Source organism: Opitutia bacterium KCR 482 (assembly GCA_029269845.2).
GTDB lineage: Bacteria > Verrucomicrobiota > Verrucomicrobiia > Opitutales > Intestinicryptomonadaceae > Merdousia.
The window spans coordinates 1,672,088-1,684,997 of the sequence record CP149973.1 but is presented as its reverse complement, the minus strand read 5'-3'; the positions used below and the strand labels follow the sequence as shown (position 1 = coordinate 1,684,997).

General features: G+C 58.0%; 12 protein-coding genes. 3 read left to right on the top strand and 9 right to left on the bottom strand.

Annotated elements, in window-relative coordinates; all coding sequences use genetic code 11:
* From ftsY to P3B99_007145, 6 genes are all read right to left on the bottom strand, one after another.
* Positions 1 to 918: a signal recognition particle-docking protein FtsY gene (gene ftsY, locus P3B99_007170; protein ID WYJ06987.1), complete on the bottom strand. Its 918-nt coding sequence runs from the start codon at positions 916 to 918 to the stop codon at positions 1 to 3.
* Positions 918 to 1,376 (bottom strand): transcription antitermination factor NusB, encoded by a 459-nt coding sequence (gene nusB / locus P3B99_007165; protein WYJ06986.1) that lies wholly within the window; start codon positions 1,374 to 1,376, stop codon positions 918 to 920. Before nusB ends, ftsY begins: the two co-directional genes overlap by 1 nt.
* Positions 1,376 to 1,903 (bottom strand): 6,7-dimethyl-8-ribityllumazine synthase, encoded by a 528-nt coding sequence (ribH, locus tag P3B99_007160; protein ID WYJ06985.1) that lies wholly within the window; start codon positions 1,901 to 1,903, stop codon positions 1,376 to 1,378. Before ribH ends, nusB begins: the two co-directional genes overlap by 1 nt.
* A 6-nt stretch (positions 1,904 to 1,909) precedes the next feature.
* Positions 1,910 to 2,992, bottom strand: coding sequence for a 3,4-dihydroxy-2-butanone-4-phosphate synthase (ribB, locus tag P3B99_007155; GenBank protein WYJ06984.1), 1,083 nt, complete (start codon positions 2,990 to 2,992; stop codon positions 1,910 to 1,912).
* A gap of 18 nt (positions 2,993 to 3,010) precedes the next feature.
* Complete coding sequence (locus P3B99_007150) at positions 3,011 to 3,739, bottom strand: pseudouridine synthase (protein WYJ06983.1); 729 nt, start codon at positions 3,737 to 3,739, stop codon at positions 3,011 to 3,013.
* Between the two features lie 285 nt (positions 3,740 to 4,024).
* Positions 4,025 to 5,284: a DUF1343 domain-containing protein gene (locus tag P3B99_007145; GenBank protein WYJ06982.1), complete on the bottom strand. Its 1,260-nt coding sequence runs from the start codon at positions 5,282 to 5,284 to the stop codon at positions 4,025 to 4,027.
* Between the two features lie 381 nt (positions 5,285 to 5,665).
* Between P3B99_007145 and P3B99_007140 the strand changes: the two genes are divergently transcribed.
* The gene (locus P3B99_007140; GenBank protein ID WYJ06981.1) at positions 5,666 to 6,406 is read left to right on the top strand and encodes a FliA/WhiG family RNA polymerase sigma factor; all 741 of its coding nucleotides are present in this window, start codon (positions 5,666 to 5,668) and stop codon (positions 6,404 to 6,406) included.
* A gap of 123 nt (positions 6,407 to 6,529) precedes the next feature.
* On the opposite strand, the gene P3B99_007135 is transcribed toward P3B99_007140, so the two are convergent.
* A complete protein-coding gene (locus P3B99_007135) occupies positions 6,530 to 8,344 on the bottom strand; it encodes a DUF5696 domain-containing protein (protein ID WYJ06980.1) in 1,815 nt (604 codons plus the stop codon).
* Between the two features lie 96 nt (positions 8,345 to 8,440).
* Between P3B99_007135 and P3B99_007130 the strand changes: the two genes are divergently transcribed.
* Entirely contained in the window at positions 8,441 to 9,496 is a 1,056-nt protein-coding gene (locus P3B99_007130) for a helix-turn-helix domain-containing protein (protein WYJ06979.1), read from the top strand.
* An 18-nt stretch (positions 9,497 to 9,514) separates the two neighbouring features.
* A complete protein-coding gene (locus P3B99_007125) occupies positions 9,515 to 11,143 on the top strand; it encodes an AMP-binding protein (protein ID WYJ06978.1) in 1,629 nt (542 codons plus the stop codon).
* A gap of 195 nt (positions 11,144 to 11,338) precedes the next feature.
* On the opposite strand, the gene P3B99_007120 is transcribed toward P3B99_007125, so the two are convergent.
* Positions 11,339 to 11,866 (bottom strand): hypothetical protein, encoded by a 528-nt coding sequence (locus P3B99_007120; protein WYJ06977.1) that lies wholly within the window; start codon positions 11,864 to 11,866, stop codon positions 11,339 to 11,341.
* Positions 11,863 to 12,909 carry a hypothetical protein gene (locus P3B99_007115; protein WYJ06976.1) on the bottom strand — a complete coding sequence of 349 codons (1,047 nt, stop codon included), beginning with the start codon at positions 12,907 to 12,909 and terminating at the stop codon, positions 11,863 to 11,865. Before P3B99_007115 ends, P3B99_007120 begins: the two co-directional genes overlap by 4 nt.
* Position 12,910 lies beyond the last annotated feature (1 nt).

The window sequence follows — 12,910 nt, the reverse complement described above, 5'->3', positions numbered from 1 at the left end:
CTACTCCAAACCGAACACGCCGTTCGCGTAGGCGCGAGCGTCGAATTTCTGCAAGTCTTCGGGCTTCTCGCCCAAGCCGACGTATAGAATCGGCAACTTCAATTTTCTGTAAATCCCCGCGAGCGCGCCGCCCTTGCCCGTTCCGTCGAGCTTTGTGATAATCATGCCCGTCAGGGGGAACGCCTTGTGGAACGCCAGCGCCTGCTCGATGCTGTTCGAGCCGAGGCTTCCGTCTATCACGATGACGGAATTCTGCGGCGCGGCGGGGTCGTTCTTCTGCACCACGCGGCGGATTTTCGAAAGCTCCGCCATGAGGTTTTCCTTTGTGTGCAGCCTGCCCGCAGTGTCGAGCACAAGCCACTGCGCCCCCCTCGCCTTTGCCGACTGCCACGCGTCGAACGCCGTCGCCGCCGCGTCCGCGCCGTGGCTGCTTTCCACGAGCCTTACGCCGAGGCGCGTCGCCCATTCGCGAATCTGCTCGTTCGCCGCCGCGCGGAAAGTGTCGCACGCGCCGAGCAGCACGCCGTCGCCAGTTTTGCCGAGCATGTAGGCGAGCTTCGCGGCGGTCGTGGTTTTGCCCGCGCCGTTTACGCCCACAAGACACACAACCGACGGATTCCCGTCCGCCGCCCTAACAAAGTCCGCCTCCGAACCTTCGAGAATTTTGCAAAGCACGTCCGCGCCGATTTGCGCAGCCTCCTTGCCGCGAAGCTCGCGGTTGCGCGAGTACTCCCTCCTGATTGCCTCCACAATCTCCGACGCCGTTTCGTAGCCGAAGTCCGCCCCGTAGAGCGTTTCCTCTATCAGCGCGATGTCGGCTTCGTCGATTTTCTTTGCGAAGAGCGAAGTCAGCGAGTTCAGCGCGACCCCCGCGGTGCGCCTCAAACCCTCCCTGAATTTTTTTAGGATTGAAAACATTATTTGCCGTTCGCCGTTTTAAGCGGGCGCGTGAGCGTGTTTTTTACCCTGTCCAAAACGCCGTTGACGAACCTCCGCGCCTCCGACGACGAATACTCCTTCGCCAAATCGACTGCCTCGTTTATCGAGACCACGGGCGGAATGTCGTCGCGGTGGAGAAGCTCGAAAACCGCGAGGCGCAGAATCGCCAAATCGACCTTCGCGATGCGCTCGATGGACCAGTTTGTCGCGCTTTCGGAAATCGTCCTGTCAATCTCCTCCGCATGGGCGTCCACTCCCGCGACAAGCTCTTCGGCGAAAGCGTAGAAAGAGCGGTCGTTGTCCTTGGTTTCGAAGAACGCGTCGAGCGAGTCGCCCAGACTGCGCCCGCCGTTGAGGTCGCGCATATAGAGAAACTGCATTGCCGCGGCGCGGTTTTCATGGCGTCCGACGTTTTTGGGCTTGCGTTCGGAATCCATTATTTGCCTCCCTTTTTGAATTCGGCGTCGTGCCTTTCGTCGGCGTCGGCAAGCTCGTCGAGCAGAATCGCCGCGTGCCACGCCATCTCCATGGCGCATTCGGCGAACTCCTCGCCGCGGGCGATTTTCCCGACGGTACGCGCCTTCGCCTGCTCCTCGTCGTTGGCGACCACAATTCCGTTTACAATCGGAACGGTCGAAATCATCGACGCCTGTTGGAGGGCATTTGCCGTGCTGTGGGCTATGATTTCGTGGTGCGGAGTCTCGCCCGCGATGACGACGCCCAGCGCGATAACCGCGTCATACTCGTCGGTTTCGGCGAGCATGTTGCATACGTACGGAATTTCGCCCGCCCCGGGAACGCGCACAAGCCTGATGTTTTCGGCGTCCACGCCGTGCCCGCTAAGCGATTTCACCGCGTCGCGCACGAGCGCGTCCACATATTTTTTGTTGTAGCGCGACGCCACTATCGCAAAGCGGTAGTGCGACGCGTCTATCAAAGGCATTTTTCCCTTGTTGGTGCTCATTGTCAGTTATTCCTTGATTTTAATTTCCTCTACTATTTCCAAACCGAAGCCTTCGGGAATCGAATGCCGTCCGGGGCGGGTTGTCAAAAGCCTGATTTTCTCGAAGCCAAGCTCGCGCAGAATCTGCGAGCCTATGCCGTAGTCGCGCATGTTGGGAGCAACGGGCGATGCGTCGGCGACGTTCACGCCCGAATTGGGCTGCGTTATGTAGACCGCCGCGCCGTTGCCGTCTTCGGCAATCATTTCGAGGGCCTTTTCGAAAGAGCCGGCCGAATTGCGGTATCCGACGTCGCAGAAGATGTCGGAGAACGCGTTTTCGGAGTGAACCCGCGCGAGAGTCGGGCTTTTCGAAATCGTGCCGCGCACGAGCGCAAAGTGGACGCGCCCGTCGCTCGCCTTGAACGCGGAAAGCTTGAAGTTGCCCGCGGTCGTCAGAATGTCGCGCTCGAAGAGCCTTGCGATGTGCGACTCGTGCCGCAGTCTGTATTCTATGAGCGAGGCAACGCTCATGAGCTTCATGTTGTGCCGCTTTTTGAATTCCGCGAGGTCGGGAAGACGCGCCATCGTGCCGTCGTCTTTGAGGATTTCGCAGATTGCCGCGCACGGAAACAGCCCCGCAAGACGCGCCAAATCTACCGCCGCCTCCGTGTGCCCCGCGCGTTCGAGAACGCCGCCCGCCCGCGCCCTGAGCGGATTGAGGTGGCCTGGGGTTACGAAGTCGTCGGCGCAGGCTTGGGCGTTGCCCATGAGCGCAATGGTACGGGCGCGGTCCGCCGCGCTGATGCCCGTGGTGATTCCCCTGGCGGCGTCCACGGTCACCGTGAACGCAGTTCCCTTGGCGTCGCGGTTGAGGCGCACCATGTCGTCTATTCCGAGCTGCGTAAGACGTTCGCTTGTCGTCGGAACGCAAATCAGCCCGCGGGCGAAGCGTAGCATTTTGTTGACGATTTCGGGCGTGATTTTTTCCGCCGCGCAAATCATGTCGCCCTCGTTTTCGCGGTTTTCGTCGTCGGCAACAATGACGATTCCGCCCTTGGCGAACTCGGCAATGCAGTCCTCGACGCTGTCGAATACGATGTCCTTGTCCATAGTCTGAAAGTCTCCCTTTTATTGGTGTCGGTTTGAAAATATTTTTTCGATGTCCGCCTTTCCGAGAATCTTTACCGCGCCCTCAGGAATGCGTTTGAGAACAAGCCCGCCTATCTGGTAGCGTTTAAGCTCCTTGACGAAGTAGCCCATTGCCTCGAACATTCTGCGGATTTCGCGCTTGCGCCCCTGATTGAGCCAGACCTCCACGCGGCGCGGAGAGTCCGAAAGATTCGAGCTGTCGGGAATGATTTTCGAGGCTTTGAGCTTTTCGCCGTCGCAAAGCACGCCGCGCAGGAGCACGGGTATGATTTTCGCGTCCAAGTCGCGGTTGAGCAGCACATGGTAGCGTTTGACTACGCCGCTCGACGGGTGGGTGATTTTGTTCGCCAAGTCGCCGTCGTTTGTGAGAAGCAGCAGCCCCTGCGAATTTTTGTCGAGCCTGCCGCAGCAAAAAAGCTTCATCGAGGCGAAAGGTTCGGGAAGCAGGTCGAAGACCGTCTGCGCCTTGAACGGGTCGCCGTTCGAACAGATGTAGCCCTTGGGCTTGTTCATCGCAAGAACAACCTTGTCTTCGACGATTCCGCGCACGAGCGCGCCGTCAACCGACACCTTGTCGGCTTCGGGATTTACGTCCTGACCGATTTCGGCGGGAACGCCGTTTACCTCGACATCGCCCTCCAAAATTTTACGTTCGGCTTCGCGGCGCGAGCAAACCCCGCACTGCGAAATGTATTTTTGTATACGCATTTTATAGAACCTTTCCGCGCCTCACGGCGAATTATGCCTATAATTAGCGCATTTTTTGCCGCGCTTTTAAAGCAAAAAATGGAGCTAAATCCGGAGCTTCCGCAACGCGCCCCGACAGCCTTTCGGAAAAAAATCTCCGACGCCTAAAAAGCCGCCGCGCAAGCCCCGCGCCGACGCGCCTTTCGGACAACGCCCGCGCGATTCCGAACGCCCTTTGGGAACGGCATGCCCCGCGCCCGCGCGGACAGACTCCCAAGCCCCCCGCGCGTTTTCTACTGTGCTGACCTATTTGTACAGGCGAAATCTCGCCGTCGCCTTTTGAAATTCCGCCGCCTGCTTCGACCACTTTTCCACGAATTTCGAAACGTCCGCCGACGCGCCCTTTCGGGAAATTTCGTTCCACCACTCCTGCGAGCCTACGTGTTTGTTGAAAAGCAGCGCGTTGTTTTTCGACGCCTTTGCGAAGACGTTTCCGCCGTTGAAGCGGCACGCCGCCTTCATCATGTAGAAGCTGATTTCTGTGGGACGCACGGTGTTCCAGTCGGCAACGACGTACAAGCCCTCGACTTTCCTGCCTTTCTGGTCGCGCGTGGAGACGGGAACGTAGGAGACGCCGCGAATCGGATACCGCCGCAATTCAGCCTCAATCTGGCGCGGAGTTTTCGACGGAAACGTTAGCATTCTGAACGGATAGCCCGTGCCGTAGCCGTGTTGGAATCCTCCTATTTGGCAGCCCAAGCCCGTCATGGAGTATCCGACCGCCGCCGCGAAAGTCGGCACGGCGGGGCTTGTCGGAACCCAGCGAAGCCCCGTGTCTTTCCAGAGCATCGAGCGCGTCCAGCCGCGCATGGGAATCACCGTGAGTTTGCCCGCCCGCTGCTGTTTGGAAGTTATCTCCATCATGCCCGCAGTTCCCTTAGCCATGCGGGCAAGCTCGCCAATCGTCATGCCGTGGACATACGGCACTTGGAAAAGCCCCACATAGCTCTTGAACTTTGCGTCGAGCGGCGGGCCGTCCACTTTCAGCCCGCCGAGCGGGTTCGGGCGGTCGAGAACCATGATTTCCCTGCCCTGCTCGAAACACGCCTCCATCGCGCGGAGCATGCAGCTTTTGAATGTGTACGAACGCACGCCGAGCGTCTGCAAATCCACAACCAGCACGTCGATTTTTTTGAGCATTTCGGGCGTCGGCTTGCGGTACTTTCCGTAGAGCGAATAGACGGGAAGCCCCGTGCGTTTGTCGATTTTGTCGAGAACTGGAACGTCCGCCTTTTCGTCGCCGTAGATTCCGTGCTCTGGGCCGAAGAGCGCGACAAGCCGCACGCTCTTTGCGCGGCGAAGAACGTCCACGGTGCTCACCCCGTATCTGTTGACGCCCGCGGGGTGGGTCAACAGCCCGACCCTCTTGCCCTTCAACTGCGCAAAACCCGATGCCTCCAAAACGTCGATTCCAAGCATTACGCGCGGCGCGGTCGAAGCCGCCTGCCGTTTGAGCGGCGCAGCCCCGCACGCGAGCGGCAGAACCGCCGCCGATATAAACGTCAAAACAAGTAAAAAAACGCCCCTCATTAAAGCCTCCTTGAAAAATTCCGCGACGGGCGGCGCAAAACGCCCAACCCTAACGCGCGCGGACAATGCCGCATTCGTTTGAATATAAAAAATTCCGCCGCCCGATTTCAACAACATTTCCGCCGCGCCGCAAAAAAAAACACCCCGCCGCGACGAAATGAAAGGCGGGAAAAAATGTCCCACATTTCCGCCCGAATGGCACATTCGCCCGAAGCGATAAAATGCGCATTCGCGCTAAATATCAAAAACATACGCCCGAATTTGCGATATCCGCACGCCTGGCATAAAATCTGATATGTAAAAGACAAACCACACATATCAACCCCAAGCGGAGGCGGGATTATCCCGAAAACAGACATGGTTTCAACGACATGCGAAAAACAGACAAACGTACTCAACAAAAAGCAGAAATCATTGTTCGTCAAATACTATCCGCTTGTGGACAAAGTGGTGAACTCCATGCGCGCAAAGCTGCCCGCGCACGCCGATTTGGACGAGCTCCACTCGGCGGGGGTTTCGGGACTCGCCGACGCCGTGAGACGGCTCGACCCCGAACGAGAGGAAAGCTTCGGCGGATACGTCTCCACGCGCATTCGCGGCGCGATAATCGACGAGCTTCGCGATTTGGACTACATGTCGCGCTCCGCACGCGCCGACGCAAAAAATATCGAAAAGACGCGCTCCGACCTCGAACAACGCTTCGGCAGAACCGCCACCGACGAGGAAGTCCGCGCCGAAATTGGCGCAACCCGCAAACAGTTCGACAAAATCATGCGCCGCACCCAAGCCTACTCTTTCGTTTCGCTAAACGACGCAGCGGGAAACTCCGACGACTCCCAAACGCCGTCGTTTTCGGAGTCCATCGCCGACGAAAACGCGACGACCGCCCGCGAAGAGCTTGAACGCAAGGAGACCGCCGCCGAAATCCGACGCTGCGTAGCCGCGCTCCCCGAAAAGCAGAGGCGCGTGTTGGAGGGCTACTATTTCGGCGAAAAAAAGCTCGGCGAAATCGCCCGCGAATTCGGGCTGACCGAAGCCCGTATCTGCCAAATACACTCGCAGGCGTTAAGCTCGCTCCGCCCCAAATTTACGAATTAAACGCGCGAAACGCGCAAATTTCGGGAAAATTTCCCCGCAGAAAAAAACGCCCGAATCCGCAAGGATTCGGGCGTTTTTTCGCCGGAAGCGCGTGGCGAGTCTTCCGCGCCGCGCAAGCCGCCGCTACTTCGTCAGCAAATACTTCATGGGGGCTACGGTTTTGCCTTTGTAGACGTAGGGAGTTTTGCCGTAGTTGCAGACAATCTTTTCGCCGTTGCCGAAGACCGTCATGGTAACGTCGGGCGTCAAATACTTGTGGTCTTCCATGAATTCGAGCTGCAAGTGGCGCACGGGCAGAAATTCGTCGTAAGCCTTTTTGATTCGCGGAACGTCGTCGAAATTGCTCGAATAGAAAATCGGCCTGCCGCCGTATTCGAAAAGCTTGAGCGTGGCAAAGGGATCCTGAACGCCGTCGCGCTTGTTGAAGGTAAGGTCGCCGCTGTCGTCGGTTTTCGCCTTGCCCGTGGTATGGTTCTGCGTAAAGCGGTCTGGATTGCTCAAAATTATGCCGTGGTAGGCAATCTCCCAAAGCGGGACAAAGCCGTCTACATAGTGCGAAAGCTTTTCGAAGAACGTGCCCTTGGGTTCGCGCCCCGCCTTCGAGTTGTACCACTTCGACATCTTGCCGCTGACATAGTTGATATAGTCGAGCTGCCCCGCGATGTGGTCGAAGCCGGCCTCGCTCGCAAAGCCGCCGAATTCCTTTTGGCAGAATTTTGCGATTTTAATCTGCACTTCGCCCATTTCGTCGCGCGTGGCGGGGTGCTTTGGGTCGGCGCACATGTAGGGCGGAACTGCCGAGAACACGTCGATGTAGTGCGGTGCCTGAAAGCCCAAGTCGCGGACTTTTTTGAGCTGGTCGGGAAGGAATTTTTCGTACGCGTTTTTTGCGCACAGGTTGTACGCCCTGCCGCCGCCCCAGAAGTACCCGCGCTGGGGAGTGCCGTTGACGTTCTTCGCCGCGACCTCGCCGCCGTTCCACATGCGCGAACACGTGTAGCAGTCGGTGGAATTTGTGTGCGCGTGGATTCTGTATCCGAGTTTTTTGACGTGCGCAATGAACTCGCGCAAAGCCGCCTCGCCGCCCAGCTCTTCGGGAATCGGGAAGATGTCGGGGAAACGCCCGTCGTAGCCGCCGCTCTGCCAGCCCGCCGAGCAGAATGTCACTTCGCCGATTCCGCATTTCTTGAACTCGTCCACAAACGCTATCGACTTTTTGAAGTCGAGCACGGGGATTACAGGCGGCTCGGTTTCGGGGGTAAAATCTTTGTCCTGACGCTTTTTCGAGCCGTGGAACTGAATGCGCACGGGAACGGACTTCGCCATGTATTCCAGCCACGGCTGCTCCTTGATGCGCTCTTTGAGCGGGCGGACAATCCCTGCGTCGAGCAGCTTCTTGCGGTACGCCTTGCCGATTTCAACATAGCCCGCGTCTTTCGGAAGCATGTTGTATTCTATTACGATGTCGTCGTACACGCCGAACCCCGTGCCCGCAATGTCGTAGCGCACAAACGGGGTGAAGACGCCGTTGCGGACTTCGAGCCAGCATGACGCCTCATTGCGGAGCGTTTTTATCTGCGCCCAGAAATTGCATTTGTCGGTCTTCATGGCGACAATAGGCAGAATGAACCTTCCGAGATTCACCCTGCCGTCGGGCGCGTCGAAATCGACAATCTCGCCGCGCGAGAAAATTATGCTCCCCGCGTCGCCGCGCTTCGCCCGCGCGAAGTCCGTTGAAATTTCAACACACTTCGCCGAGGGCGAAATGTCCGACCTCGGAATAAAGAGCCTGTAAGAGTCCGCCGAGGTCTTTTCGAGCTTGTACGTGCGCTCCGTTGCCGCGCCCGATTTCGGCGTTTCGATAAGCGTTGCCACCTGTGCCCAAGCCGAACACGCCGCGAGAATAAACGCGGCGACTGCTGAATATCTGAAAAACATGTTTCCCCTTTCGATAAATTTTAAAATTTCATTTTATTTGAAAACCGACGCGCATTCAATTAATAAAAACAACATCTTTTGCAAAAAAATCTCATTATGCCCAAACAGCTCTGGAAAATCTCGAAGACCGACCGCATTCAGGTGTGGCCCGCCGAAAGCAAGATAAAATACCTTTCGAAGCCCACAAAACACATGCCGCCGCGTTTCGTCAACAGGGGCGGAATAGAAGCCCCGAAAAATCCCCGCGCCGAAATCTTCGCGGAGTTCGGGCTTGAAGGCGCGGCGTTTGCCACCCACCGCAGCGGATACTACATAATGCGAAAGGAAACCGAAACCGACGAGGCGATTTTCGTCCTCGACGGCAAATACGGCGCAAAAACCGAAAACTGCGACTTCAAAATCGGGCGCGGCGGATTTTTCATTCTCCCCGCGGGTACGGTCTGCCGCGACGCCGTAAGCGGGCGCGGGGCGCGGGTGCTGTGGTTCAGATTCGCGCGGAAGTCGCCGTGGCACGCGCTGGTCGGCGCAAGAGAAAGGGCGGGGAAGTCGGCGGAGTTCGGGAAAATCGCGGCTCTCGCGCAGATGTACGCCGACGAAGCGTATTCCGAACACGCCTCCCGCGAGCATTTGCGGAACATTCTGAAAGTTCTCGCCGAAACGCTCAGGCGCGAAATTTCCGAAAGCGAAACGGAGCGCGACACCCAAGCCGCCGACGCCATTTCGGAGAAAATCCGCAAAGGCCCCGCCAAGCCCCACACCCGCGCGAAAGCCGCCAAGCGCGAAAAGCTTGATACAAAAACGCTCGACGTAATATTTGTACGCGCCCGCGGAACGACATTCGCGCAAGCCGCGCGGACAATCCGCCTCGAATCCGCACTCGAAGAATACGCCCGCGGGGCGACGCTCAAAGCGTGCGCAAAAAAGTTCGGCTACGCCGACGCGTACTCGCTTTCAAACGCAATCAAAACGCGCTTCGGATCGTCGCCCAAACGCCTGCTCGAACGCGGCGCAAACGCGCCCTCCCCCGCGCGGGAGGGCAAAAACCGCAAACGGCGCGAAAACGGGCAACCCGAGCCGAACCGCGCGCGCCCGCGCAAAGCCGTGTTCCAAAAGTGCCGCGCAAAATGCAATAGTGTTGACAGGCGCAAATAGCGCCCTAAAAACGGACGCATGTTATATACGCTCGACATGGGCTTCGAGGAGTTCGCAAAACGCCCCGAACTGAAATGCACGCTGGCATACACCGTCGCCAAGGGGCTTTGCGAATCGCATACCGACTGGCTTTTATGCGACTTTTCGGGAGGCGCAAAAAAGTACTCCGCCGCCGAAATTCTCGCCCAATCGGTCGCCCTCTCCCGCCGCTTCGCAAAGCTCGGTCTAAAAGACAGGGTGGCGGTCGCGCTCGCGCCGTCGCAAATAGCGTTCGTGGTAAACTACGCGTGCGTATTCGCGGGGGTGAGACCGGTAAACATCAATTTCACGCTTGGCCCCGTCGCGGCGAAGAGCTGCTTCGAGACGGCGAAAATCGAAACATCGATTACGTCGGAATTTTTCAGGGCAAAAATCGCAAAGGCAAACCCGCAGTTCCCGTGGAGCGAAAACACAATCGACGCGCAAAAACTGCTCGACGAAATTCCGCAGGCTGAAATCGACGAAATCGCCGAATCCGTAAAACTGGGCGCGGACGGCTTCGCAAAACTGCACGGAATACCGAAATTCGGCGACAACGAAAGGGAGGCGACGCTCGTTTTCACAAGCGGAAGCGAAGGCTCTCCGAAAGCGGCAATCCTCACCGAGCGCAACATAATCGCCAACTGCCTTCAAACAAAACTCATCGGGCTGTTCGGCAAAGACGACATTCTTCTTGCGAACCTTCCCATTTTCCACAGTTTCGGACTCCTTTTCGAGGCGTGGTACATGGCGGCGCACGGGCAGAAAACGACAACCCTCCACAGCCCGCTCGACGTCAAAAACAATATCCGCGCCGTGAGGGAAATCGGAATCACCGCGATAATCGGCAGCCCCACTTTCTTCCGCGCATATTTAAAACACGCCGCGCCCGACGACATGAAAACCGTCAAAATGGCGATTGCCGGCGCGGAAAAAACGCCCAAAGGCTTCCACGAAATGTGGAACGCGGCGTTCGGCGAAACGTACCTTGAAGGCTACGGACTGACGGAGGCGTCGCCCGTGGTTGGCGTCAACCAGCCCGAGAGGGACTTCGGATACTTTTCGACTGGCAACCGCAAAGGCTCGATAGGCAAGCTTTTCCCGGGAATGCGGGCGAAAATACTGCACCCCGCAACGCTCAAAGAAATGCCGTTCGGCGAACAGGGGCTGCTTGCGCTCGAAGGCCCGAACATTTTTACGGGATACCTCGACAACAAACCCGCGACCGACGCCGCACTGCAAAACGGCTGGCTGATTACGGGCGACCTCTCGCGGATGGACCCAGACGGCTTTCTTTATATAGACGGGCGCGTGTCGCGCTTCTCGAAAATCGGCGGCGAAATGGTGCCGCACGCTACGGTAGAGGCTGCGCTCAACGCGGAACTAAAACTTGCCGACTCCGACATTCCGCTGATTGCGGTGTCGTCGAGGCTCGACGAGGGCAAGGGCGAAGCACTCGTGCTGCTTGCCGCAACCGACATCACACTTGCGCAGGCAAAAGACGCGCTCCGAAACGCGGGCATTAGCAACCTTTGGCAGCCGAAATATCTGGTAAAAGTAGAGAAAATCCCGCTTTTGCCCAGCGGCAAGCTCGACTTGAAGCAAATTGCCAAATTAGCGGCGGGCTAAGCACGACGCAAATTCCATTGCAGGCGGGCTGACCGACGCAAATTCCATTGCAGGCGGGCTGACCGACGCAAATTCCATTGCAGGCGGGCTGACCGACGCAAATTCCTTTGTGGGCGGGCTGACCGACGATAAGGCGGGGTAAGCCGCAAAAGCCGTAGGCAGGCGGGCTAAGCGCGCCGCAAAAAACACGCAAAGCTATTTTTTCTTCTGAGAGCCGAACTCGAACGATGAAATTTCGTATTTTGCCGAAATTTCGCCCTCGGAATTGCTGTCGAAAACGGCTTTCGAGAACGTAGCATAGGGTTCGAGCTTGCGCATTTCCGCTTCGAAGTCGGCAAGCTTGCCTAAGTCGGCGCGGCGGCACGAAAGCGTAATCGTGTTGATTTTAAAACGCCCCGCGTCCCTTTCCGACACGTTCGAAAGCGAGTATTCAAGCGCGGCGGCGCGGGCGCACTTTTCGGTTTCGAGCTGCAAGGCAAGCGGCGCAAGGGTTTTGTTTACGTCGAAAGACGCGAGAATGCCGTCAAGCTCGCGCGAGATTTCGCCCGACATTCCGACGACGGTTTTTGCGGTTTTGATTCGCGCCGCAAGCGTCGAACGCTCCGAATCGGCGCGGGCAAAGCCCTTTGTTTGGTATGAGAGCCAGCCGAACGCGGCGACCGCCGCCACACAGCAGAGCAGCAAGCGCTCGCGGGGATTTAGTTTGTCGAAAAATTTTTTCATTTCAAAACCACGCCGAGAACGAATTTTGCCTCGCCGCGCGAAGTCTCCGATTTAAGCTCGGCGGAGGCAACAGCGGGATTCTTTTTGAGGGCGTCGAGATATGCGTTAGTCTCGCCTATCGTCGCCGCATAGCCGCGTATTTCCGCGGAATTCGGCGAAGTCTGCGTGTAGCGCAAAAACCGCACCTTTTCGGGACGGTCGGCATTGAGCAGCGCGAGCGACTCCACCGCGCGGAGCTTTTTGCGCGAAAATCTGCGAAGCTCCGCAAGCCGCTCCGCGCGAGACTCTATCTCCTTCGCCTGCGGCTCTATTTCCGCAAATTCAGCCGCCATGCGCGACACCCCGCACTCCCCGAACCACAGCGCAATCTGCCCCAAGAGCAGGAGCGCGAACGCAAGCGGGACAAGCCGCAGACACGCCGATTTCAGCCGTTCGGCGCGGCGTTTTTTTGCGAACGCGCGGACGATTTCGGCGTCGCGCACGTCGAGGGTCGCGAGAGCCTTTTCGGGAATGCGGAACACGGCTTTCGGAACTGCCGCGCCCGACAAAAGAGAGCCTTCCCCGTCGAATTCCGACACAAGCCCGTCGGAAACGACAAACATTCGCCCGCCGCCCGCTGAACCCGATTCCGCACGAAGCGCGGCAATGTCGGCGGACGCGTCCCCCGAATTTTTGCGGGAGCACAAAGAGACAATCGCCCCATCGGAAAATTCGGCAATCGAAATACAGCTCGGCGAGCGCACAAGCGCGAAGCCGTCGGACACCCCGCACAACGGCAGCAGCGACGCGGGCGCGACCACGGGAGACTCCGCCTCCGCGCCGTCAAGCCCCGCAAAGACGCGCTCGGCCAAGCCCGAAAAAACGTGCACCCTGCCGCCAACGCGCAAAAAGCCCGTGCGCATGCGCTCGGCGGGCATGGGCGAGTTTGTCTCGACCCACGTTTCGACGAAGCCGCGCAAATCGGCGTCGGAAAGCGATTCGGGCGCGTCGAGCGTCTTCGCAAAAAACGCGCCGTCGTCGGCAAATATGATTTTGTCCGCCATA

What these genes read in the sequence shown, in the direction of transcription:
- ftsY (WYJ06987.1), bottom strand. Translation starts at nt 918, where the DNA reads ATGTTTTCAATCCTAAAAAAATTCAGGGAGGGTTTGAGGCGCACCGCG.
- nusB (WYJ06986.1), bottom strand. Translation starts at nt 1,376, where the DNA reads ATGGATTCCGAACGCAAGCCCAAAAACGTCGGACGCCATGAAAACCGC.
- ribH (WYJ06985.1), bottom strand. Translation starts at nt 1,903, where the DNA reads ATGAGCACCAACAAGGGAAAAATGCCTTTGATAGACGCGTCGCACTAC.
- ribB (WYJ06984.1), bottom strand. Translation starts at nt 2,992, where the DNA reads ATGGACAAGGACATCGTATTCGACAGCGTCGAGGACTGCATTGCCGAG.
- P3B99_007150 (WYJ06983.1), bottom strand. Translation starts at nt 3,739, where the DNA reads ATGCGTATACAAAAATACATTTCGCAGTGCGGGGTTTGCTCGCGCCGC.
- P3B99_007140 (WYJ06981.1), top strand. Translation starts at nt 5,666, where the DNA reads ATGGTTTCAACGACATGCGAAAAACAGACAAACGTACTCAACAAAAAG.
- P3B99_007135 (WYJ06980.1), bottom strand. Translation starts at nt 8,344, where the DNA reads ATGTTTTTCAGATATTCAGCAGTCGCCGCGTTTATTCTCGCGGCGTGT.
- P3B99_007130 (WYJ06979.1), top strand. Translation starts at nt 8,441, where the DNA reads ATGCCCAAACAGCTCTGGAAAATCTCGAAGACCGACCGCATTCAGGTG.
- P3B99_007125 (WYJ06978.1), top strand. Translation starts at nt 9,515, where the DNA reads ATGTTATATACGCTCGACATGGGCTTCGAGGAGTTCGCAAAACGCCCC.
- P3B99_007120 (WYJ06977.1), bottom strand. Translation starts at nt 11,866, where the DNA reads ATGAAAAAATTTTTCGACAAACTAAATCCCCGCGAGCGCTTGCTGCTC.
- P3B99_007115 (WYJ06976.1), bottom strand. Translation starts at nt 12,909, where the DNA reads ATGGCGGACAAAATCATATTTGCCGACGACGGCGCGTTTTTTGCGAAG.